The following is a 22,920-nucleotide window of genomic DNA, read 5'->3' as shown; positions in this document are numbered from 1 at the left end:
TTGACGGGGCTCGCTCTTTATGACCGTTTTATCTAGGGCTTACATCACTCCGAATCCTCGCCCTCCCATGTTTGGAGGACCGTAGGCGGACATGCTGGAATGCCTGAACTGCCCAATAGTCAAAGACGTACTCACTAGTCGATGGCGCACTGGGCTCTGAGAGACTGCGGCACAACGTTGGTGCCGACCCCGCCGGAAGGTTGTTGGTCGAGTGAGGCGAAGCAAGAACGGTCCCGAGCCGTCGGCCCGGGGCAACTTCACCCCGCCGCCGCGCGGAGCGGCGCCCGCCCCTGTGCCCGGTTCGGAACCGACGGCCGCGCCCGCCCCGAGCGGCAGCCGTCTCTCCCCGCGCAACTGGCGCGTGCCGACGCGGCTGAACGCGATCCTGCTCATACCCGTGCTGGTCGGCCTCGTCATGGGCGGCTTCCAGGTGAAGAGCTCGATCGACACCTGGCAGCAGGCCGAGGACGCGGAGAAGACCGCACGTCTGGTCCGGGCCGCCCTCACCTACGGCGACGCCCTCTACACCGAGCGCGACTCCACCGCCGCCCCGCTGCTCCAGGGCCTGGGCGAGGACGACAAGACGGTCGTCGCCGCCCGCAAGGCCACGGACACCGCCGCCGACGCCTTCGACGAGGCGGCGCAGAACATGCCGCAGACGGCGGGCCTCCAGCGCCGCCTCCAGATCTTCCGCGAGGTTGAGCCCAACCTCCAGAAGCTGCGCGCCGCCGCCTACACCGACAAGCTCAAGGGCGTGAAGACCGAAGAGGGCTACGTCGAGGTCGCGCACCCCTTGATGGAGTTCTCCAACGAGCTCGGTCTCGGCACCGGAAACATCACCAGCTACGGCCGTACCGTCTACGCGATCGCGCTGACCAAGGCCTCGCTGTCGCTCGAGCGCTCCATCGGCATGCACCTGCTGATCAAGCCGGGCACGGACGCCAAGAGCTTCGCCGCCCAGCGCACCGCGCTCACCTCGTACGCCTACCTCGAGGGCATCGCCATCGAGGAGTACATCGGTGGTGGCACCGAGGCCGACGCCCAGAAGCTGGACACCCTGCAGAAGCAGGCCCTGGCCGACGGCGCGACGATGGCCAAGGAAGCCAAGCAGAAGAACTCCGCCTATGTGGCGCCGCCGGCCAACCCGGTCGACATGGTCCGGGGCATCGGCGGTCTGACCTCCACCGACAAGTCCGAGCGTGACGCGCTCGCCACGAAGGGCATCACCGCCGAGAACTGGTGGGCGGTCAACACCCTCAAGTACAACGTCTACCGGACGATCGAGTCCGACATGGCCGACAAGGCCGTGGACGAGGCCGCCGGCATCGCCGACGACGCCCAGCGGGACGCCTTCGTCACCGGTGCCGCCGTCGTGGTCGCCCTGCTCGCCGCGTTCATCCTGGCCGGCATGGTGGCCCGCCAGATGTCCCGCTCGATGCGCCAGCTGCGCAACGCCGCCTTCGGTATCGCCGAGCAGCGCCTGCCGATGCTGGTCGACCAGCTCTCCCGCACGGACCCTGGCCGGGTCGACACCCGGGTCACACCGATCCCGATCACCTCGACCGACGAGATCGGCGAAGTCGCCCGCGCCTTCGACCAGGTCCACCGCGAGGCCGTCCGGCTCGCCGCCGAGCAGGCTCTCCTGCGGGGCAACATCAACGCGATCTTCACCAACCTGTCGCGCCGCAACCAGTCGCTCATCGAGGGCCAGCTGACCCTCATCACCGAGCTGGAGAACAACGAGGCCGACCCGGACCAGCTGGAGAACCTCTTCCGCCTGGACCACCTCGCGACCCGTATGCGCCGCAACGGCGAGAACCTCCTGGTCCTCGCAGGCGAGGAGCCCGGCCGCCGCTGGGACCAGCCGGTCCCGCTGGTCGACGTGCTCCGCGCCGCCTCCTCCGAGGTGGAGCAGTACGAGCGCATCGAGCTCTCGGGCGTCCCGGAGGCCGAGATCCACGGCCGCGCCGTGACCGACCTCGTGCACCTGCTCGCCGAGCTCCTGGAGAACGCCACCACGTTCTCCTCCCCGCAGACCAAGGTCCGTGTGACCGCGACCCGTCTCCCCGACGGCCGCGTGATGATCGAGATCCACGACAAGGGCATCGGCCTCACCGCCGAGGACTTCGCGGACATCAACCACAAGCTGGCCAACCCGCCGACCGTGGACGCCGCGATCTCGCAGCGCATGGGCCTGTTCGTGGTCGGCCGGCTGTCCGACCGGCACGGCATCCGCGTCCAGCTGCGTCCCTCGGGCGAGCAGGCCGGTACGACCTCGCTGGTCATGCTGCCGGACGCGATCACCCACGGTGGTGGTGGCGAGCAGCAGCAGCCGTCCCAGGACGAGTTCACGGTCTCGCAGATCATCCCGGAGCAGAGCTTCGGCGGCGAGAACTTCAACAACGGTCTGCCGATGCGTACGGCCGCCGAGCTCGGCTTCGACGACAGCCGCTACACCGAGGTCCCGGACGACATCCGCGAGCTGGACCCCGTGGGCCGCTCCCTCATGCGTGAGGAGCGCCGCGCGGCCCTTGAGGCCCAGCAGGGCCAGCCGTCCCTGGAGGGCCCCGGGAACCCCTCGTACGTCGACGAGTTCGACGCCCAGCAGGCCGCCTACGAGAACGGCCACGGCGGCTTCCAGCAGCCCTCCGGCTACGAGGAGCAGCAGGCGCCCTACGCCGAGCCGCAGCGCGCCGCGTACGAGGAGCCGCAGCAGGCGTCGTACGACGAGCAGTACTACGCGCCGAACGGCGGTGTGCCGCAGAACGACGCCTTCTCGTCGAACGGCGGCTACCCCGAGCCCACGTATGCGGAACCCGCCCAGACGGACCACACGTCCGTACCGGAGTCCATCCCGGCCTTCGAGGAGCGGCGCTACCAGGACGACTGGCCGCAGCAGGACGGGTACCAGAACGGGTACCAGGACCAGTACGCTCCCGAAGCGGAATCCGCGCAGGCCGCTGACGTCGGTGAGCGCGACCACGTAGGCTTCGACCGTCCGGGTCCGGCTCCGTCGGCCGCTCACGACCTGACCGAGGCGGGGCTCCCCCGCCGCGGATCCGGCGGGGGCGGGACGAACGGCACAGCCCGGGCGAACGGAACGAACGGCACGGGCAGCACGACCGACATGTTCGGCTCGCGGCACGTGAACCAGGAACAGCCGGCCTCCGCACCGGAGAGCAACGGCAGTGGCAACGGTGACTGGCGCTCGGCCAACGACGAGCGCTGGCAGCAGGCTTCGGCACTCAAGAAGCCCAAGGCAGGCGGGGTCACCTCCTCCGGTCTGCCGAGGCGGGTGCCCAAGGCCAACCTGGTCGAGGGAGCCGCCGAGACCACCCCCCAGGGCGGCCCACAGGTCTCCCGCGCTCCCGAGGACGTCCGGGGCAGGTTGAGCAACCTGCGCCGCGGTGTCGAGCGGGGCCGCAGCGCAAGCAGTGAAACGAACGGTCAGGGCTTCGGTTCTGACAGCACCTACAACCAGGAGCGTTAGTGTGAGCCCGATGAGCCAGGCGGCACAGAACCTGAACTGGTTGATCACCAACTTCGTGGACAACACCCCCGGGGTGTCCCACACGGTGGTGGTCTCCGCCGACGGACTCCTTCTGGCGATGTCCGAGGGTTTTCCGCGTGACCGCGCCGACCAGCTTGCGGCCGTCGCGTCCGGTCTGACCTCACTGACCGCCGGCGCCTCGCGCATTTTCGAGGGCGGCAGCGTGAACCAGACGGTTGTGGAGATGGAGCGGGGATTCCTCTTCATCATGTCCGTCTCCGACGGATCATCGCTCGCAGTTCTCGCACATCCCGAGGCGGACATCGGTCTCATCGGGTACGAGATGGCGCTCCTGGTGGACCGTGCCGGTACGGTCCTGACGCCCGATCTTCGGGCCGAGCTCCAAGGGAGCCTTCTCAACTAACAGACAGACGGTGCGTTTTGGCGTCCCGAGGCCATAAGGTTTCGGGACGCGGCTCCACAGTGATGCGGTGCCCGGCACAGTCGGAGGAGGAGAGAAAGTGGCAACACCCCCAGGCGGTTCATCGTCCGGTAATTGGTCGTACGGCCCTGGCCAGGGTCAGAACGACGGTTCCCAGAACCCGAACCGTTACAACTTCCCCTCCGCACCGAGCCATCGGCAGCCGTACGCGCCCCAGGGCCCCGGGCCCTCGCCGTACGACCAGCCGTCGGCACCGCGTATCCAGCCTGTGCAGCCGCAGCGACGCGCCCCTGAGCCGGCGCCCGCAGGGGCGTCGAACAACAACCACAACCCCTTGGTGCGCCCGTACGCCATGACCGGCGGCCGGACGCGCCCGCGCTACCAGCTCGCCATCGAGGCACTGGTGCACACCACCGCGCAGCCGCACCAGATGCAGGGCCAGCTGCCCGAGCATCAGCGGATCTGCAACCTCTGCCGGGAGATCAAGTCGGTAGCCGAAGTCTCGGCACTGCTGACGATCCCTCTCGGCGTGGCCAGGATCCTCGTCGCCGACTTGGCGGAGGCGGGCCTGGTCGCCATTCATCAGCCCGGCGGCGACGAGAACGCCGGCGGCCAGCCAGACGTGACACTGCTCGAAAGGGTGCTCAGTGGACTTCGCAAGCTCTAGCGGCGGTCCTTCCCGCTCCACCACCTCGGCGAAGATCGTGGTGGCGGGTGGCTTCGGCGTGGGCAAGACCACGTTCGTCGGGGCCGTTTCGGAGATCAACCCGCTGCGCACCGAGGCCGTCATGACGTCCGCTTCCGCGGGCATCGACGACCTCACCCACACCGGTGACAAGACCACCACCACGGTGGCCATGGACTTCGGCCGTATCACCCTGGACCAGGACCTGATCCTGTACCTGTTCGGTACGCCCGGTCAGGACCGCTTCTGGTTCATGTGGGACGACCTGGTGCGCGGCGCCATCGGCGCGATCGTCCTCGTGGACACGAGGCGCCTTGCCGACTGTTTCCCGGCCGTCGACTACTTCGAGAACTCGGGGCTTCCTTTTGTGATCGCCCTGAACGGGTTCGACGGGAACCAGCCGTACAACCCGGACGAGGTCCGGGAGGCGCTGCAGATCGGCCCGGACACCCCGATCATCACGACCGACGCGCGCCACCGTGCGGACGCGAAGTCGGCGCTGATCACCCTCGTGGAGCACGCGCTGATGGCGCGCCTGCGGTAGGCGGTTCTCTTTGCGGCCACTGGGCTGCCACGGACGGTGTACGCCGTCCGTGGCAGCCCAGTGGCTTGTCTCGCACTTCCCCGCGCCCCTGAAAGCCAAAAGCCGAGGGCCCCCTCTCTTTCGAGAGGGGGCCCTCAGACGTCGTACGCGTGCTCAGTGCCAGCTGTGCGGGGCTCGGAAGCCGCCCTCGCGTTCCAGGCGGCGCCAGCCGGCCTTGGGGTGGGGGCGGTGCTGGTCCGGGGAAGCGGGCTGGGCGGCGGCGCGGGCCAGAAGGATCGCGGTGATCGCGGCGACTTCCTCGGGCCCGGCGTGGCCCTTCTCGACGCGGATGTCGGGAGTGTTCATGGGTGTCAGTCTCCGTGAGAGAGGTTTCCGCAGGGGTGCCGCGGAGGGTCCGCTGGGTTACTGCGGGGGGTTGCCGTGCTTGCGGGACGGCAGGTCGGCGTGCTTGGACTGGAGCATCGCCAGGGACTTGATGAGGACCTCGCGGGTCTCCGCCGGGTCGATCACGTCGTCCACCAGACCGCGCTCGGCGGCGTAGTACGGGTGCATGAGCTCGGACTTGTACTCCTTGACCATGCGGGCCCGCATGGCTTCGGGGTCCTCGGCGTCCGCGATCTGCCGGCGGAAGATGACGTTGGCGGCACCTTCGGCGCCCATCACGGCGATCTCGTTCGTCGGCCAGGCGTAGGTGAGGTCGGCGCCGATGGACTGGCTGTCCATGACGATGTACGCGCCTCCGTAGGCCTTGCGCAGGATCAGCGAGATCCGCGGCACGGTCGCGTTGCAGTAGGCGTAGAGGAGCTTCGCGCCGTGGCGGATGATTCCGCCGTGCTCCTGGTCGACGCCCGGGAGGAACCCGGGGACGTCCAGGAAAGTGACGATCGGGATGTTGAAAGCGTCACACATCTGCACGAAACGCGCAGCTTTTTCGCTCGCCTCGATGTCCAGGACGCCCGCGAGGGACTGCGGCTGGTTCGCCACGATGCCGACGACCTGGCCGTCGAGGCGGGCCAGTGCGCAGATGATGTTCCGCGCCCAGCGCTCGTGGACCTCGAGGTAGTCGCCGTCGTCGACGATCTCCTCGATGACCTTGGCCATGTCGTAGGGCCGGTTGCCGTCCGCGGGGACCAGGTCGAGCAGTACGTCGCCCCGGCGGTCCGCAGCGTCCGTGGACTCCACGCGCGGCGGGTTCTCGCGGTTGTTCTGCGGCAGCATCGACAGGAGGTAGCGCACCTCGGCGATGCAGGTCTCCTCGTCGTCGTACGCGAAGTGGCAGACGCCCGACGTCTCGGCGTGCACGTCCGCGCCGCCCAGCCCGTTCTGCGTGATCTCCTCGCCCGTCACGGCCTTGACCACGTCCGGACCGGTGATGAACATCTGCGAGGTCTCGCGGACCATGAAGACGAAGTCCGTCAGCGCCGGCGAGTACGCCGCGCCACCCGCGCACGGGCCCAGCATCACCGAGATCTGCGGGATCACCCCGCTCGCCCTGGTGTTGCGCTGGAAGATGCCGCCGTACCCGGCCAGCGCCGAGACGCCTTCCTGGATACGGGCGCCCGCGCCGTCGTTCAGCGACACCAGCGGCGCGCCGGCCGCGATGGCCATGTCCATGATCTTGTGGATCTTCGTGGCGTGGGCCTCGCCCAGCGCACCACCGAAGATCCGGAAGTCGTGCGCGTACACGAAGACCGTGCGGCCCTCGACCGTGCCCCAGCCGGTGATGACACCGTCGGTGAACGGCTTCTTGGCCTCCAGGCCGAACCCGGTCGCCCGGTGCCGGCGCAGCTGCTCGACCTCCTGGAAGGAACCCGCGTCGAGGAGCAGCTCGATGCGCTCCCGGGCGGTCAGCTTGCCCTTGGCATGCTGCGCCTCGGTCGCCCTGTCACTCGGTCCGGCCATCGCCTGCGCACGGATCTCGTGCAGCTCGGCCACTCGCCCGCGTGCGTCCGTCGGCTCACCCGGCGCGTCATCCAAAACGGTCATGTAGTGACCTTACGAAGTGCGACAAGGAAACCGGGCCGTCGACTCCGTACAGTCTCCGACCCGTTTTCCTGGTACCCCTGAACAGAACCTCGGAGCCATGCAGCCATTCCGACTGCTCAGGGGGCGTCTCGCTTGTAGAGATCACACAAAGACATCAGCTGAGAGCCACCTCACATTCATGGGGGGCACATGCCCTCCCCGGGGTGATTCTGAGGCGCAGACGGCGGCCTATGGCGAGGATCTCCACCGATTCGTCGGCCCGGATCACCGCGCGGACCGGATGGTCCCAGGCGATCTCCACCGGCTCCCCCGTCCGCGGCGGCTCGCTCACGCAGAGGGTAGCGGTGCGGCCCCGGCGGCGGACCAGCACGCTCGCGCCCGCGGAGACGGCGAGCGGGCCCGCCGTACCGGCCCGCCAGAAGGTGGCGGCCGTCAGGGAGAGGGAGGGCACATGGACCGCCTGGCGGGTGCCGTCATTGGCGAGCACCTTCAGCCACCGGCGATCGGCGGCGCGGGCCGCGACCCCGTGGCGGGACGCACCGGGCATCAGGACATAGGCGTACGACGCGTCCGTCGGGTCCGTGCCGTGGTCCAGCCAGAGGGTCTGCCAGCGGCGGGTGGCCCGCTCCGTCGTACTGGCGGTGTTGATGTCCGCCCAGGCGCCGGTGCGGTCCTCGCGCAGGGTGCGCAGGTCGCCGTACGGCACCACCCAGCCGCCGTGTCCCTCCAGGTGGGCCCAGCCACGCCCCTGCACGAAGGCCGGGGTGCCGCCCTCCCCCAGGTTGCGGTTGTCGACGACGGTCTCGACCGGGACGCCGTCGGCGCAGGTGATGCCGGCGCCCAGGCAGATCACCGCGTCGGCGACACAGAACCACGACTTACGGGCTTCCAGGGTCGAGCCGAGGCCCTTCAGATGCTGTCCGATCGCCGCGAACTCGCCGTCGGTGACACCGCCGACCCAGCGCGCGTCGGGTTTGGGCTCGCCCCATTCGCCGCCGGCCCGGTCGGGAAGGCGGCGCGTGGAGACGGTCGTCCCCGGTAGGCGGTACCAGTCGACGGTGGGCCAGTACCAGTCCGTGTACTGGTCCGTCCGGCCGCCGGTCCACCAGGAGAGCATTCCGGCTCCGGTGTGCCAGCCGCGCGGGTTCTCGCCGTTGCCGCACTCGTAGTACGCGATGCGGTCGCTCGCCATGGCGATGTTCGCGACGAAGCCGGGGCGGCGGTGGACGGCCCGGTCCATGGCGGCGAAGAGCCGGTGGCCGACGGGGTCGGGGGCGGCGGGCACGGGGGACTCGGCGACCGCGTGCAGTCGGGCGAGGTCGGCCACCCCGAACTGACGTGCCGTCAGGATCGTGGAGACGGTGTCCCGTTCGATCCATCCCTTGATACGGCCGTACCAGCGCTCCCGCTCCGCCTCGCTCGCCGCGCCCGCGAGGAGGGCCGTCGCGGCGATGACGCCCTGGCCGTGGAAGTGGTCGCCGCGCAGCACGTGCCGGTCGTCGCTCTTGAGATAACCCCGGCTGATGGCACGGCCGTTGACGCTGTCCATCATCAGACCGTCGTGGATCAGGGGCGCGTAGGCGTGCTCCACGGCGTCCAGGACGATCTGCCGGTTCGGGTCGGTCACGGCCCACTCGGAGCCGGCGAGGAGGGCGAAGAGACGGCCGAGGCCGTCGAGGAGAACCTGGCCGTAGGTGCCGGAGTAGGGGACCCAGGTGTGCTGGACGAACGAGCCGTCGGCGTAGAGGCCGTCGCCCTGGACGACGTACGGGAAGACCGGCGAGAGCGCGTCGCGGGCCAGGGCGATCTTGGCGGGCGCCCGGCCGAGGATGCCGCGCAGGGCGACGGAGCGGCACAGGTCGACGCGGTTGGCGCCGGTGGACGTACCGGAGTAGTCGCTCAGCATCGCGTCGGGGACGAAGTGGTCGACGGCGGCGCAGGCGGCGTCCCGTCGGTCGTCGGTGAGGTGGTCGTACAGCGTGGCCGTGAGGTCCATGAGCAGTCGGGGGCTGCCGATCTGCCACTCCCACCAGTTGCCGTAGCGGGTCGTGGAGGGGTTGTAGACCGTGGCGGAGAGGTGGTCGAGGCCGCGCAGGACGTCCGCGAGGAGGGACTCGTCGCCGGTGGAGCCGGTGCCCGGCTGGATGTAGGCCTGGGTCATGGTCCACAGGCGGCCGTAGCTCTGGGTGATGCCGGACGGCGGGTCGTAGGGGTGGCCGGGCCAGAGGGAGGTCGCGGTGGGGGCCATGGTCGCGCGGAAGCCGCGGGCGAGGGCGCCGGTCTCGGCGAGGCGGGCGGCGTACGGCTCGGCGGTGGGGTCGTAGCCGGTGCCGAGGGCGATGTCGAGCCAGCGGAGGCGCAGGGCGCGGTAGGGGTCGGGGGCGGCGGCGCGGGCACCGGGGGCGGCCGTGGCGAGGAGCGCCGCGGTGAGTAAGGCGGCCCGGCGGGTGAGCCGGAGGGGGCCGCTGGGATACGGGTTCATGCCCTGGGCATCTACCACCTCAGCGTAATCACGCCAACACTTTACGGATGATGTTGAAACTTGTACGGAATAGGTCTACGGTCGTTCCTGTTAGGTAATTCAACGTTCAACTTCCTCACTCCCAAGGAGCACGCCATGGCGAACACCGACCTGACCGCCCTGACCGGCGACTACTCGATCGACGCTGCCCACTCGACGATCGGCTTCACCGTCCGCCACGCCATGGTGACCAACGTGAAGGGGAAGTTCGTCGACTTCAGCGGCTCGCTGCACCTGGACGGCGGCGACCCGTCCGCGTCCTCGGCGTCGATCGACGTCAAGATGGACAGCATCGACACCGGCTCCGCGGACCGCGACGGCCACCTCAAGAGCGCGGACTTCTTCAAGACGGACGAGTTCCCGACGATGACCTTCCGCTCCACCAAGGCCGAGGCCCTCGGCGACGAGGACTACCGCATCACCGGTGACCTCACCATCCTCGGCACCACCAAGCCGCTCACCATCGACCTCGAGTTCAACGGCGCCGCGAAGGACCCCTTCGGCAACGAGCGCGTCGGCTTCGAGGGCAAGGCGACGATCCTGCGCTCCGAGTGGGGCCTGACCTGGAACGCGGCGCTGGAGACGGGCGGCGTGCTGGTCTCCGACAAGATCAAGCTGAACTTCGACATCTCGGCCATCAAGAACGCGTGACGCGTCCTTCGTGAGCATGCCCGCCCTCGTGTCCTTGAGGGCGGGCGCTCGGCGTTCTCAGCCGTCGCGGCCGGACAGTTTCTCCAGCCCGGCCACCGCCGAGGCGACCTGAGCGGCCCGGCTCTGAGGGGTGAGGGCCCGCAGCACACCGAGCATGACCTGGTACCGGTCCGTCCTGCCGAGCCCTTCGAAGGCCGCGCCGGCCCGCGGGCTGCGCTTCAGCGCGGCGGCCAGGTCGTCCGGCACCCCGGCCTCCTTCTGGGAGAGATACGCCGCCGCCCACCGTCCGTCCGCCTTCGCCGCGTCGATCTCCGCGAGGCCGGGCTCACGCATCCTGCCGTCGCCGATCAGCTCCTCGACCCGGCGGACGTTGACCATGGACCAGAGGCTGCCGGTGCGGCGCGGGGTGATCCTCTGGAGGAAGTGCGAGGCGTCGAATCCCTTGCGCTGACCGGTGATCCAACCGTGGCAGAGGGCCACGTCATTGACTTCGGCAGCGGTGACGGAGGGGATGCCCGAGCCCTTTTTGGCGACCTTCACCCAGAGGCCGGCGTGCGGGGCCGGGTGGGTGGCGAGCCAGGCGTCGAGGGCGGCGGCGGAGGCGAAGGTTTCCGACATGGGGCGACCGTACGCCGCCATTAGGTCGGTTCCTGTCCTCATTGACGCGCGGCCGGGCTGGCCGAATCACACCCCTTGTGCGGCCTGTCACAGCGTTCTCATAATCCAGCAACAGATTTGACCTGCCCATGCCAGCGGATGGGTGTCTCTTTGCGTTCCCTCTTGGCATGCGCACGACATATCTGCGACTGAGCACTTCATGAGCACTTCCACCCCCCACGGAAGGCAGAACGTTGAAGAGACTCCTCACGGCCCTCAAGAGATGCGCGGCATTCGGCGCCGCCGCCCTCGCGATCGCCAGTCTTCAGCCCGTCTCGGCCGCGCAGGCCGCCCCCGCGCCCGTCGTCGGCGGAACCCGTGCCGCGCAGGGCGAGTTCCCGTTCATGGTCCGGCTCTCCATGGGCTGTGGCGGCGCGCTGTACACGCAGCAGATCGTGCTGACCGCCGCGCACTGTGTGAACGGGACCGGTGCCAACACCTCCATCACCGCCACCGCCGGTGTCGTGGACCTGCAGTCCACCAGCGGGCGGGTCCAGGTCAGGTCGACGTATGTGTACCGGGCTCCCGGGTACAACGGCGACGGCAAGGACTGGGCGCTCATCAAGCTCGCCTCCCCGATCAATCTGCCGACGCTGAAGATCGCCACGACGACGCAGTACAACACCGGGACGTTCACCGTCGCCGGGTGGGGTGCGGCCAGTGAGGGCGGCTCCCAGCAGCGGTACATGCTCAAGGCCACCGTGCCGTTCGTGAGTGACGCGACCTGTCGTTCGTACAGCGGGTACAGCGGGCTCATCGCGAGCGAGGAGATCTGTGCGGGGTATGCCGCGGGTGGGGTCGATACCTGTCAGGGGGACTCCGGTGGGCCGATGTTCCGGCGGGACGCGAGCAACGCGTGGGTACAGGTCGGCATCGTGAGCTGGGGTATCGGGTGCGCCCGGGCCAACGCGCCCGGTGTGTATTCCGAGGTGTCGACGTTCGCGTCGGCGATCGCGTCGGCCGCGGCTTCTCTCTGACGCGCGGGTTGTCTCGTACGAACCTCCGCGGGCTCGGCGTGTGGTGCGCCGGGCCCGTGGGCGTGGACGGGGCCTTTTTCGCCCCCGCCGCCCCTACCCGTCCCATCCCCAGGGGCTCCGCCCCTTCGCCCCCACTGGGGCTCCGCCCCGGACCCCGATCGGCCCTCAAGGGGCCCAGTCCTCAAACGCCGGATGGGCTGAGATTGCGTGGACCGCCGTCGCGAGGCTCCGTGTCTCAAACGCCGTGCGGTCAGAATCCTCCTCCGCCGCCGAAGTCGCCGCCTCCTCCGAAGTCGCCGCCGCCGAAGCCGCCCGAGAAGTCGTCGGAGTTGAAGTCCGCGCCCGAGACGTCGCCGCCTTCGTAGGTGCCGCCGAAGTCGCCGTAGCCGGAGCCGTAGTCGGCGGCGTAGGCGGGGGTGGCCATCATGCTGCCGAGCATCGTGCCGACGAGGAGGCCGGGGAGGAGGCCGCCGCCGAAGTAGCCGCCGGCCCAGGGGCCGTAGGCGGGGCCCGCGTCCCAGTAGGGGCGGCGGCCCTGGTCGGTGTCGACCTCGCGCATCACCGGGTCGCGGCCGTCGGCGAGGCGGGTCGCGTCGGCCGCGCAGACCGGGACCTCGCGTGGGGCACCGCTGGGCGGGGTCCAGGTCGCGTCCGTGGTGGACGGGCCGTGGCGAGGGTCGAAGAAGCAGGGCGGGCGGCGCTCCGGGAGCGGCCGGCCCTCACGGCGGGCGGCCAGTCGTGCCAGGGAGAAGCGGCCGTCCTCCAGGGCCTGGGTCACCGCGCGGACCTCCTCCGGCTGCCGCGCGGCCGCCATGAACGACTTCGCCTTCTCGTAGGAGTCGAGCGCGTGCTCGTAGTCCTCGCGCATGGCGTCGTCCGCGCCCGGTTCGGCGGGGTGGAAGTCAAGGCGGTCCAGTTCCTCGCCGAAGGCGGTGATGTCCTCGTCCACCACGACCCGCAGCTTCTCCAGGGCGGCCCGCTGCTCCTCCTCGTGGCGGCGGCGGTTGCGGCGGACCAGCGCGTACGCGCCCACGCCACCGGCCGCCAGCACGGCGCCCACCGTCACCAGCGCGCCCGCCGGGACGCCTCCGTCGTCGGAGGACGAGCCCCAGCTCGCGGGCGCCGAGCCGCCCATGTTGGCCAGGGCCTGGTCCGCGAAGTCGTCGAGCTGGGTCTTCGCGTCGCTCTCGCCCCCGACGCTCGCGACGAGGTTGCGCACGGCCGTCCTCGGCAGGACCGAGGAATCCGCGCCCGCGTCGAAACGGTCGCCGACGCGCACCGCGTACAGACCTGTCACGCCGGTCGCGGTGCGCAGGTTGCGCAGGAGGTTCTCGGTCGGCTGGTCCGCGGGCAGGACCGCCACGAACAGGGCCTTGTCCGCGTCCTCGATCTGCTCGGCGAGCGCGGCGGCGTCCCCGGAGGACAGCTGCGCGGAGGCCGCCGGGTCGACGTACACCGGACTCTCGCGGAGCGCCTCGGCGATCCTGGAGACGCTCGTGGCGGCGGAGGCGGGCGCGGGGACCGCCCACAGTACGGTCAGGGCCGCGAGCACGAGGGCCGCGAGCAGCCCTGGGAGGCTTCGGGTCCGTAGGACGGACTTCATACTTCGAAGCTACCCGAAGCCTCCCAAAACAGCCTCAGTCGGTTGCCCGATAAGCCTGTGTCAGTTGTGCCACCGCCGCCGTGTACCGCCCGGTGAGCAGCAGATGGTCCGCTTCGGCGAAGGGTTTCGCCGATGCGGCCGTGATCTTCCTCTGCTGGACGATCAGCCGCGCCTTGGTGACGATCGCGCGGCCCGCCTCCTCGGCCCCGGCCTTCTCGGCAACCGCCGCCGCGACGCCGAGCGCCTTCAGTGTCGTCACGCCGCCCTCCGGCACCTTTGTCAGCGTGGTGAGGCCCCAGCCGTACGGGAACTGCGGGTCGTACGCCGTGTCGCCGACGTTGATCGGCAGCTGGGCCAGCGACTTCGGCCAGGTGACGGGGAGCTGCCCGGTGAAGGCGCGCTTGCCGTAGAGGACGTCCGCGACGCCGTCGCCCTCCGTCCCGGGCAGCCAGGAGGCCACCAGCGCGTCGATCTCGCCCAGCCGGTCGCCGATGAGCTGGGGGCGGCCCGAGACGATCAGCACCGCACACTTCATGGCCGCGCAGACCTTGTCGACGGCCGCCTGGTCGGCGGGGCTCAGCTCCAGGTCATGGCCGTTGCCGACGTCTCCGACGCCCTCGGCGTACGGGGTCTCGCCGACGACGACCACCCCGATGTCGTGGCCGGTCGTGGGGGCGGAGGCGTCCTTGGAGTACGTCAGCCGCGCGGAGTTCTTCCGCATGGCCTCCAGGATCGTCGTACCGGGGGTGATGTCGCCGGACGCGCCCTGCCAGGTGACGGTCCAGCCGCCGCTCTGGTTGCCGATGTCGTCGGCGTTGGAGCCGGCGACGTACACCTTCTGGGACCCCTTCAGCGGCAGCACGCCGTCGGCGTTCTTCAGCAGCACCTGTGACTCGGCGGCCGCCCGGCGGGCGACGGCCCGGTGCTCCGCGGAACCGATCTCCGCGGCGCCGCCGGTGTCGGCGTACGGCTTCTCGAAGAGACCGAGGCGGAACTTCTGCGTGAGGATGCGGGAGACCGCGTCGTCGATGCGCTGCCCGCTGACGCGTCCGGCCTGTGCCTCCTCCATGAGCGTGGTGCGGAACTCCCGGAAGGCGTACGGGACCATGACCATGTCGACGCCGGCGTTGACCGACGTACGGACGTCGGACGCGCGGTCGCCGGGGATCTGGTCGATGCCGTCCCAGTCGCTGATCACGAAGCCGTCGAAGTCCATACGGCCCTTGAGCACGCCGTTGATCATGTCGGCGCGGGCATGCATCTTGACCGGGCCCCGGCCGTCGCCGAGGACCTCCAGCGAGGAGTACGAGGGCATCACGGTGCCGACCCCGCGGTCGACGGCGGTCTCGTAGGGCGCCAGGTGGACGGCCTCCAGCTGCTGCCGGGTGACCTTGGTGACGCCCTGGTCGATCGTGTAGGTGCCGGTGGTGGAGGAGCCGTACTCGGTGCCGCCGTCGCCGACGAAGTGCTTGGCGGTGGCGAGGACCTTGTCGTTGTCCTTCAAGTCCTTGCCGTTCCGGGCGCCTTGGAGGCCCTGGATGACCGTCTCCAGGGAGTCGACGAGAGCCGGGTCCTCACCGAAGGACTCGTAGGAGCGGCCCCATCGTTCGTCGCGGGTGACGCAGAGGCAGGGGGCGAAGTCCCAGGGGACGCCGGTGGCGCGGACCTCGGCGGCGGTCACCGCGCCGGTCTGCTGGGCGAGCCGGGGGTTCCGGGAGGCGCCGAGGCCGATGTTGTGGGGCATGACGGTGGCGCCGACCAGGTTGTTGTGGCCGTGGACGGCGTCGACGCCGTAGACGAGGGGGATCTGGAAGCGGGTCGCCTGGGCCCGGAGCTGGAAGCCGTCGATCATCTTCGCCCAGGCCTCGGGGGTGTTGGGCGTCGGCGTGGAGCCGCCGCCGGACAGGAGCGAGCCGAGGTCGTACGTGGCGACGTCCGCGCCGGTCCCCACGGCTCCGCGCTCGGCCTGGGTCATCTGACCGGCCTTCTCCGCGAGCGACATGCGGGAGAGGAGGTCGGCGACACGCTGCTTCACCGGCAACTCGGCGTCCAGGTACGGCAGTCCGTGCGCGTCGACGACGATCTGCGGGGTCTCGGCCGGGGGCTTGGCGCCGGTGACGGTGAGGGCGAGGGGGATGGTCTCGGCGGGCTCAGCCTTCTTGTCCTTCAGCGTCGGTACCCGCACGGTCCGTGTGGCGCCGGAGACGGTGCCTGCCGGGAAGGTGAGGGTCCCGCTGACCGGGGTGTAGTCCTTGCCGGGTTCGGCGGTGCCGGTCGCGGCCGTCTCGTAGGCGACGGTGACGGGTTCGTCGATCGGGGCGGAGCCGGTGGTGGCGACGGAGATCCTCACGGTCGCCGTGCCGCCCTCGTCCGTGGGGTGGACGGCGGAGTCGGTGAGGACGGAGGCGCGCAGTGACTGGTCGGCCTTGCCGTACAACTCGACGCCGTCCATGGCGAACCGGCCCTGGACGCCGACGGGGAGGGTGACGGCGTAGCCCCATGTCTCGGTGAGGCCGAGGATGTGGTCGATGCCGCCGACGGGCTGGTAGTCCGTGCGGTAGGCGAAGTCGGTGAAGGGGATCTCGATCTGTTTCCAGCCGCTGAAGTCGTCGGTGAAGGACGTCGTCCACAGCTCGGAGGCCTCGCCGTCGGCGCCGCCGTCCTTGAGCTCGAAGGCGACCTTCTTGCCGTTGTCGCGGCCTTCCCACCAGAAGCGGATGCCCTTGTGGGCGGACCAGTCGTGGGCGGGCTCGGCGAAGGCGAAGTCATGGGTGAAGCCGCCGTAGCCGCTGATGTCGTAGGTGCCGGACAGGACGCGGTCGCCCTCGGGGGCGTCGGCGCGTTCCTCGAGCGCGAGCGCGGGCGGGTCGTCGTTGTCGCTGCCCCAGGTGAAGATGCCTCCCGCGGGCGGGTTCGCGAAGGGCACCTCGCCCTCGAAGCGGTCCACGGGGACCGGGGCGGGATCGTCGGCGGCCTGTGGCTGTGCCTGTGCGGACACCATCGGCAGCAGGGTTGTCAGCAGGGCGGCTGAGGCGAGCAGGGCGGTTCTTCGCATGGAGCTTCCCCCTTGGCTCTCGTTAGTCCACACATGACTTACCTCACGCCGTGAGTTAACTGGTGCCACCCAGGCCCGTCAAGGCGTCACGTCAGCCATTCAGCCCCAACTGACGGGCCGGTAAGGCACGTTGTTGCCGAGTGGGTGCGGGGCCTCGCTGCTGCCGCTGGTCGCGGTGCGGCTGGACGCCTCGGGGGCACCCCAGGCCTTGCTGCGGCCGTGCGGCGACGACCTGATCCAAGGTCTCCGGCTGACAGGGGCCCCGGCCGGGGAGGACTCCGACGAGAACCTCTCCGGTTGGGAGACGTCCGGCAAACGCGGGGGCGACGACATCGGGTTCCCGCTGTTCGAGCCGCCGGCCGCGTGGCACGCCCGGGTGGCCGGGCAGCAACGGCTGGTGCCGGCGTACAGCTACCGACTCGCCTTCGGGAAGGCCGAGTTCAACTACGAGTACACGGGAACCGTCACGTTCCGTGCGGCAGACCTCGCCGTTCTGGAGCCCGGTCAGGTCTGGGCCGATGACCGGGTCATGAGCCTCGGCGAGTTCGAGGAGCTCGCCGAGGACTCATGTTGAACGGCGGTTACTCGGCGGGCTCCACGCCGGCGCGCAGCAGGCCGTAGGTGTAGGCGTCCTCCAGTGCCTGCCAGGACGCCGCGATCACGTTCTCCGCGACTCCCACGGTCGACCACTCCCCCGCCCCGTCGGACGTGGAGATGAGCACGCGGGTCGTGGACTGGGTGCCGTGGACGCCTTCCAGGATGCGGACCTTGTAGTCGACGAGGTCGAGCTTGGCGAGCTGGGGGTAGATCTTCTCCAGGGCGACCCGGAGTGCGCGGTCCAGGGCGTTGACGGGGCCGTTGCCCTCCGCCGTGGCGACGATGCGCTCGCCCTTGGCGAAGAGCTTCACCGTGGCCTCGTTCGCGTGGCTGCCGTCGGGGCGGTCCTCGACGATCGCGCGCCAGGACTCGACCTCGAAGTACTTCAGGGGCTTGCCCTCGACCTCGGCGCGCAGCAGCAGCTCGAACGACGCGTCCGCCGCCTCGTAGGTGTAGCCCTTGAGCTCGCGTTCCTTCACGCGCTCGACCACCCGGCCGACCACCTCGCGGTCGCCGCCGAGGTCCACGCCCAGTTCCTTGCCCTTGAGCTCGACCGAGGCGCGGCCCGCCATGTCGGAGACCAGCATCCGCATGGTGTTGCCGACCTGCTCGGGGTCGATGTGCTGGTAGAGGTCCGGGTCGACCTTGATGGCCGAGGCGTGCAGGCCGGCCTTGTGGGCGAAGGCCGAGACGCCCACGTAGGGCTGGTGCGTCGAGGGGGTGAGGTTCACGACCTCGGCGATCGCGTGCGAGATCCTCGTCATCTCGCGGAGCTTGCCCTCCGGCAGCACCTTCTTGCCGTACTTCAGCTCCAGGGCCGCGACCACCGGGAACAGGTTGGCGTTGCCGACCCGCTCGCCGTAGCCGTTCGCCGTGCACTGGACGTGGGTGGCGCCCGCGTCCACCGCGGCCAGGGTGTTGGCGACCGCGCAGCCCGTGTCGTCCTGGGCGTGGATGCCGAGCCGGGCGCCGGTGTCGGCGAGGACCGTGGAGACGACCGCCTGGACCTGGGCGGGGAGCATGCCGCCGTTGGTGTCACAGAGGATGACCACCGAGGCGCCCGCCTCCGAGGCCGCCCGTACGACCGCCTTCGCGTACTCCGGGTTCGCGCGGTAGCCGTCGAAGAAGTGCTCGCAGTCGACGAAGACCCGGCGGCCCTGTGCCGTCAGGTACGACACCGTGTCGCGGACCATCTCCAGGTTCTCGTCCAGCGTGGTGCGCAGGGCGAGTTCGACATGGCGGTCGTGGGACTTGGCGACCAGGGTGATGACCGGGGCGCCGGACGCCAGCAGCGCGTTGACCTGCGGGTCCTCCGCCGCCTTGGCGCCGGCCCTGCGCGTCGCGCCGAAGGCGACCAGCTGGGCGTGCTTGAACTCGATCTCCTGCTGGGCGCGGGCGAAGAACTCGGTGTCCCGCGGGTTGGCGCCGGGCCAGCCGCCCTCGATGAAGCCCACGCCGAAGTCGTCCAGGTGCCGCGCGATGGCCAGCTTGTCCGCGACGGTGAGGTTGATGCCCTCCCGCTGGGCGCCGTCGCGCAGGGTGGTGTCGAAGACGTGGAACTGATCGTCGAGCTCGCTGGTTGCGGTCATGGTCTCAAGGCTCCTGAGGATTGGATCTCGGTCTGTACCGGAATGACCGGCTCCACCGTCCCCACATGGTCCCTCGCGCTCTCGCCTCTGGTTACGGGTGGGCCAGAAAAGCGAAAAACCTCTCGCGGGTGCGAGAGGTCTGCGCGCGGGTCGAGGACGACGGTGTCCGCCCGTACCTGGTCGTACGTGGCGGTCACTGCGGACCGGCGCGCCTGCTGCCAATAATCATGGCGAACGAGAGCACGGGGGCAGTCTGGCACAAGACTCCCCCGCGCTCACCGTCCGTCTCAGGATGCGAGCACTGTGCTGATCACCGCAGGTGGCGGACGAAGCCGTCGGTGACCCCGTTGGTGTCGTCCGGCACCAGTTGCGCGGAGTCGGAGGCGAGGCCGACCGCCCTGCCGCCGCGGGTGACGGAGTAGAGGGTGACGTTCCCGTCCTCCACGGTGCCTCCGGTGACCGACTCGGTGACGAGGCGGATCGATCCGGTGTGCAGGTCGCGCAGGTAGACGTTGCCGACGCCGAAGTAGCCCGTCTCCCGGTTCCGCGGGGTCGCCTCGTAGGCCACATACCGGCCGTCGGGACTGATCTCGGGGCTCTGGGTGCCGAACGCCGTCTCGGCGTTGTGGGAGATCCTTCGGATCTCGCCGCCGACCAGGTCACGCACGAACACGTCCGTGGTGTCGTTGGTGTCGTCCGGGACCAGGTCCGGGGCGCCGGAGCTGAAGGCGACGAACCGACCGTTCGCGGTGAGCGAGGCGTCGAGGGCCTGGCTGGTCGGGGTGCCGTCGGGTGTGACGTTCAGCTGCCGCTGGGTGCCCTCGCGGATGTCGTACGCCCACAGGGCCGAGCCCGGTCCCCGGTACTGGAACTGGTTGTAGACCAGGCGGCTGCCGTCCTCGCTGACGTCGTAGAGAACGGACGTCCAGTCCGGACGGGCCCGGTCGCTGACGCGTTTGACGGTTCCGGTGGTGCGGTCGAGGAGGTAGAGCATCCGGTAGCCGTTGGGGTCGTCGGCCTCCATCCGGTTGGGCCGGGCGGTGAAGGCGATGTAGCGGGCGTCGGCCGACATGGCGGCACCGCCGACGTCGACGGAGCGTCCGTCGATCCCGAAGCTGAGCCGTTCGGTGGTGCCGGTGCGGCGGTCGTGCAGATAGACGTCGTCGACCCATTCGTCGGCGGGCGGCGGCGTGTCCCAGTGGACCAGGTTGCGGGCCTGGGAGGTGAACAGCACGTACCGGCCGTCACGGCTGATGTCGGACCCGGAGGACTCCCCGTCGGCCTGGGCTCCGCCGGTACTGACGTCGACCCGCTCGACCGTGCCCTTGCGCAGGTCGCGCACGAAGACGTCGGTGAGGCCGTTGGTGTCGCCGGGCACCAGGTTGGCCGCCTGGGACGAGAAGACGGCGAAGCGGCCGTCGGCGCTGAACTCGGGGCCGTAGGAGTAGCTGTCGCCCTGCTCGCCCGTGGCCGACTCGGTGATCCGGTCGGTGCGGGGTGCGGGAGCGGCGGTTGCCGTGGTGGTGGACAGTGCGATGAGGCCGGAGAGGAGTCCGGCGGCGAGCGCGAGACGTGTACTGGTGTACAAGATCTGTTCCCCCTGTTGCGTACGGACTGCGCTGTGCGGTCAGCGCAGGCGGCGTACGAAGACGTCGCGGTTGTCGTTGGTGTCGCCGGGCACCAGGTCGGTGGCCCAGGAGTCGAAGGCCACGACCCGGCCGTTCCGGCTCACCGCGGTGGCCGGCCAGCCCTGGTAGTCGCTCTCGCCGCCGTCCTGCGCGACGGTCACCCGCTGGGTGACGCCGGTGCGCAGGTCGCGGGAGAAGAGCGGGCCTCGGGCGGTGTCGCCCGCCACGAGGTTCGTCGCGCCGGAGACGAAGGCGACCCGCCGGCCGTCCTCGCTGATCACCGGCTCGTACGACTCGGTGTCCAGCTGTTCCCCGGTCGCGCTGACGGAGACCCGCTCGACGGTGCCCTTCGTCATGTCCCGGACGAAGATGTCCTGCATTCCGTTGGTGTCCCCGGGCACGAGGTCGGGAGCGGCGGACTGGAACACCGCGTACCGGCCGTTGCCGCTGAACGTGGGACGGCTGGTGCGCTGGTCCGCGCGGTCGAAGCGCTCCTTGAGCCCGGTTCGCCGGTCCCAGGTGTAGGCAGCCCCGCCGTGGCCGGGCCTCGCCTGGTTCATGGCGTACGCGACGCGGCTGCCGTCGGCGCTCATGCTGGGGGTGCCCATGATCCAGGAGTGCCCGTCGTCGGTGGGCGGCGGTTCGGTGACGCTGACGAGGCGGGTCGTGCCCTTTTCGCGGTCGCGCACGTAGACGCCCGTCCCCAGGCGCGTGCTCGTGTCGCCGTGGTCGGTGAGCGAGGAGACGAACGCGATGTACCGGCCGTCGCGGCTGATCACGGGATCGGTGGAATAGGCCGGTTTCTCGTCGTCGGTGAGGCTCACCACCTCGGTGCGGTCCTTGACGCGATCCCAGAGGAAGACGCCCGAGAACCAGTTGCCCTCCTCGGGCGACCCCGTGCCGCCCGCGAAGACGACGTACCGTCCGTCGGCACTGATCTTCGCACCGTAGGCGAGCGTGTACGGGCCCCCGTCGTCGCGCACGCTGACCCGCTGGACGGTGCCCTTGCGCAGATCGCGCAGGAACACGTCGCTGGACTGGTTGGTGTCCCCCGGCACCAGGTCGTCGGCGTCCGACTCGAAGACGACGAACCGGCCGTCACCGCTGATCGACGGCGTCCGCGAGTCCCCGGCCACCTGCTCGCCGCCGGCGCCCACGCTGACCCGCCGCGTCTCCCCTCTCTCCGGCGCGGCACCGGCCGCCACCGTCACCGTCGAGAGGGCGATCGCCCCCGCGAGCAGCGCTACAGACGTCCCCCGTAAGACATTTGACATTGTTTCCCCCGTTGACACTGCTTCCCCCGGCCCCGTGCCGAGGGCTCTCTACGAGGCAAGCGCATCACAAGACACAGGGCAATCCCCCGAATTGCGTACAACCCGGGCTCCGGGTCACGCGTCCGCGAGAAGGTTCTCGTCCAGGAACTCCCGTACGTGGCCGAGAATCTGCGATCGGTCCGCGCCCCGCAGACCGATCGCCACGTGGATGGAGAACCCGTCGAGCAGCGCCCGCAGCCGGGCGGCCACGCGGTCCGGGTCGACCGGGCGGAACTCGCCCCTCGACACGCCTTCCGCCAGCAGTGCCACCAGGTCGCGGTGCCAGGCGCCCTCGATGGCGGCCTGCCGGTCGCGGGCGTCGGCGGGGGCGTTCTGCGAGCGGTTCCAGACCTCCAGCCAGAGCGTCCAGTGGGGGTCGCGATGGCCGTCGGGGACATACAGGTCGACGTACGCATCGAGCCGTTCGCGCACGGTGGCGGTGCGGGTGAGGAGGCGGCCGCGCTCGGCGCCCAGCCGGCCCTCGCTCCACTCCAGGGTCTGGAGCAGCAGCTCGTCCTTGGAGTGGAAGTAGTACAGGAGGTGGCCGCTGCTCATCCCGACCTCGCGGCCGAGGGCCGCCATGGTGAGCTTCTCCAGGCCGAGTTCGGCGATCATCTCCATGGCGGCAGCGAGGAGGTCCTCGCGCGGCGGAGCGGGGGTGCGGCGGCGGGCGGGGGTCATACGACGGCCTCCACGCCGACCGCGTCCGGCAGGAAGTGCGTCTCGTAGGGGCCGTAGCACTCGGAGAACAGCGTCGCCACCGCCGTGCCGCACTCCGCGCAGACCTCGTTCGGCCCTTCGCGTCCGGGGCGGCCGCAGCACCCGACCTCCTCCACTGCGGGGTTGGCGGACAAACGCCCACGGGTGTCCTCGGGGTGGACCACCCATGTGCCGCGCGGCCCGGCGGACATCAGGCACCCCGGTCCGTCGGGGTCTCCCATGCACACGTCTCCCGGGTGGGCAGATCCGCACCACTCGGGGTCGGGATGCGGCACGTACGGCGCCCCGCACGGTTCCGGGTCCACCGCGTACGCCCCGCGCGGCAGGGTCGACGGGGCGTGCCGGGAGCCGTCGGGGTTCTTGAGCCCGTCGTACTCCGGGCGGGGCGGCACCTCCGGCAGGAGCCGCAGCGGCTCGGTCAGGCGGCTTCCGCAGGCGGCACAGGTCAGCACGTTCACCCGT

Annotated in this window: 18 protein-coding genes; 7 read left to right on the top strand and 11 right to left on the bottom strand. The window is 70.2% G+C overall.

All coding sequences use genetic code 11. From position 1 onward, the window contains the following. Positions 1-211: 211 nt before the first annotated feature. The 4 genes from ACIOHP_RS33620 (at position 212) to ACIOHP_RS33605 (ending at position 5,161) form a co-directional block, all read left to right on the top strand. Positions 212-3,490, top strand: coding sequence for a nitrate- and nitrite sensing domain-containing protein (locus ACIOHP_RS33620; protein WP_401893417.1), 3,279 nt, complete (start codon positions 212-214; stop codon positions 3,488-3,490). Between the two features lie 10 nt (positions 3,491-3,500). Then, positions 3,501-3,914 (top strand): roadblock/LC7 domain-containing protein, encoded by a 414-nt coding sequence (locus ACIOHP_RS33615; RefSeq protein ID WP_005479603.1) that lies wholly within the window; start codon positions 3,501-3,503, stop codon positions 3,912-3,914. Between the two features lie 97 nt (positions 3,915-4,011). Beyond that, the gene (locus ACIOHP_RS33610) at positions 4,012-4,599 is read left to right on the top strand and encodes a DUF742 domain-containing protein (protein WP_307025464.1); all 588 of its coding nucleotides are present in this window, start codon (positions 4,012-4,014) and stop codon (positions 4,597-4,599) included. Further along, the gene (locus ACIOHP_RS33605) at positions 4,580-5,161 is read left to right on the top strand and encodes an ATP/GTP-binding protein (RefSeq protein ID WP_026248371.1); all 582 of its coding nucleotides are present in this window, start codon (positions 4,580-4,582) and stop codon (positions 5,159-5,161) included. The genes ACIOHP_RS33610 and ACIOHP_RS33605 overlap by 20 nt, the downstream gene beginning before the upstream one ends. A gap of 153 nt (positions 5,162-5,314) precedes the next feature. Here ACIOHP_RS33605 and ACIOHP_RS33600 read toward each other — a convergent pair whose 3' ends face one another. The 3 genes from ACIOHP_RS33600 to ACIOHP_RS33590 all read right to left on the bottom strand — a co-directional run bounded on the left by ACIOHP_RS33600 (position 5,315) and on the right by ACIOHP_RS33590 (position 9,629). Next, the gene (locus ACIOHP_RS33600) at positions 5,315-5,506 is read right to left on the bottom strand and encodes an acyl-CoA carboxylase subunit epsilon (protein ID WP_361490523.1); all 192 of its coding nucleotides are present in this window, start codon (positions 5,504-5,506) and stop codon (positions 5,315-5,317) included. Between the two features lie 57 nt (positions 5,507-5,563). Further along, positions 5,564-7,147 (bottom strand): acyl-CoA carboxylase subunit beta, encoded by a 1,584-nt coding sequence (locus tag ACIOHP_RS33595; protein WP_361545637.1) that lies wholly within the window; start codon positions 7,145-7,147, stop codon positions 5,564-5,566. A 154-nt stretch (positions 7,148-7,301) separates the two neighbouring features. Then, positions 7,302-9,629 (bottom strand): polysaccharide lyase 8 family protein, encoded by a 2,328-nt coding sequence (locus ACIOHP_RS33590; protein WP_401893414.1) that lies wholly within the window; start codon positions 9,627-9,629, stop codon positions 7,302-7,304. Positions 9,630-9,764: 135 nt separating this feature from the next. Between ACIOHP_RS33590 and ACIOHP_RS33585 the strand changes: the two genes are divergently transcribed. After that, positions 9,765-10,319 carry a YceI family protein gene (locus ACIOHP_RS33585; protein ID WP_401893412.1) on the top strand — a complete coding sequence of 185 codons (555 nt, stop codon included), beginning with the start codon at positions 9,765-9,767 and terminating at the stop codon, positions 10,317-10,319. A gap of 57 nt (positions 10,320-10,376) precedes the next feature. On the opposite strand, the gene ACIOHP_RS33580 is transcribed toward ACIOHP_RS33585, so the two are convergent. Further along, the gene (locus ACIOHP_RS33580; RefSeq protein WP_401893410.1) at positions 10,377-10,958 is read right to left on the bottom strand and encodes a YdeI family protein; all 582 of its coding nucleotides are present in this window, start codon (positions 10,956-10,958) and stop codon (positions 10,377-10,379) included. A gap of 212 nt (positions 10,959-11,170) precedes the next feature. Between ACIOHP_RS33580 and ACIOHP_RS33575 the strand changes: the two genes are divergently transcribed. Continuing rightward, positions 11,171-11,953: a serine protease gene (locus tag ACIOHP_RS33575; protein ID WP_401893408.1), complete on the top strand. Its 783-nt coding sequence runs from the start codon at positions 11,171-11,173 to the stop codon at positions 11,951-11,953. Between the two features lie 250 nt (positions 11,954-12,203). On the opposite strand, the gene ACIOHP_RS33570 is transcribed toward ACIOHP_RS33575, so the two are convergent. Both ACIOHP_RS33570 and ACIOHP_RS33565 read right to left on the bottom strand, forming a co-directional pair. After that, a complete protein-coding gene (locus ACIOHP_RS33570) occupies positions 12,204-13,556 on the bottom strand; it encodes a hypothetical protein (protein WP_401893407.1) in 1,353 nt (450 codons plus the stop codon). A gap of 34 nt (positions 13,557-13,590) precedes the next feature. Further along, positions 13,591-16,611, bottom strand: a complete 3,021-nt coding sequence (locus ACIOHP_RS33565) for a glycoside hydrolase family 3 N-terminal domain-containing protein (RefSeq protein WP_401893405.1) — start codon at positions 16,609-16,611, stop codon at positions 13,591-13,593. A gap of 133 nt (positions 16,612-16,744) precedes the next feature. Between ACIOHP_RS33565 and ACIOHP_RS33560 the strand changes: the two genes are divergently transcribed. After that, positions 16,745-17,185, top strand: coding sequence for a hypothetical protein (locus ACIOHP_RS33560; RefSeq protein ID WP_401893403.1), 441 nt, complete (start codon positions 16,745-16,747; stop codon positions 17,183-17,185). Positions 17,186-17,192: 7 nt separating this feature from the next. Here the strand turns inward: ACIOHP_RS33560 and cimA are convergent, their stop codons facing one another. From cimA to ACIOHP_RS33535, 5 genes are all read right to left on the bottom strand, one after another. Then, the gene (gene cimA, locus ACIOHP_RS33555; RefSeq protein ID WP_401893402.1) at positions 17,193-18,797 is read right to left on the bottom strand and encodes a citramalate synthase; all 1,605 of its coding nucleotides are present in this window, start codon (positions 18,795-18,797) and stop codon (positions 17,193-17,195) included. Between the two features lie 310 nt (positions 18,798-19,107). After that, a complete protein-coding gene (locus ACIOHP_RS33550) occupies positions 19,108-20,385 on the bottom strand; it encodes a TolB family protein (RefSeq protein ID WP_401893401.1) in 1,278 nt (425 codons plus the stop codon). Between the two features lie 39 nt (positions 20,386-20,424). Continuing rightward, entirely contained in the window at positions 20,425-21,699 is a 1,275-nt protein-coding gene (locus ACIOHP_RS33545; RefSeq protein ID WP_401893399.1) for a TolB family protein, read from the bottom strand. A 114-nt stretch (positions 21,700-21,813) separates the two neighbouring features. After that, positions 21,814-22,419, bottom strand: coding sequence for a TetR/AcrR family transcriptional regulator (locus tag ACIOHP_RS33540; RefSeq protein ID WP_401893397.1), 606 nt, complete (start codon positions 22,417-22,419; stop codon positions 21,814-21,816). Beyond that, positions 22,416-22,916 carry a hypothetical protein gene (locus ACIOHP_RS33535; protein WP_401893396.1) on the bottom strand — a complete coding sequence of 167 codons (501 nt, stop codon included), beginning with the start codon at positions 22,914-22,916 and terminating at the stop codon, positions 22,416-22,418. Before ACIOHP_RS33535 ends, ACIOHP_RS33540 begins: the two co-directional genes overlap by 4 nt. Positions 22,917-22,920: the final 4 nt, after the last annotated feature.

This window comes from Streptomyces sp. NPDC087859 (assembly GCF_044742595.1).
GTDB lineage: Bacteria > Actinomycetota > Actinomycetes > Streptomycetales > Streptomycetaceae > Streptomyces > Streptomyces canus_F.
The sequence above is the reverse complement of the archived record's forward strand: the minus strand, read 5'-3'. Positions and strand labels throughout refer to the sequence as shown.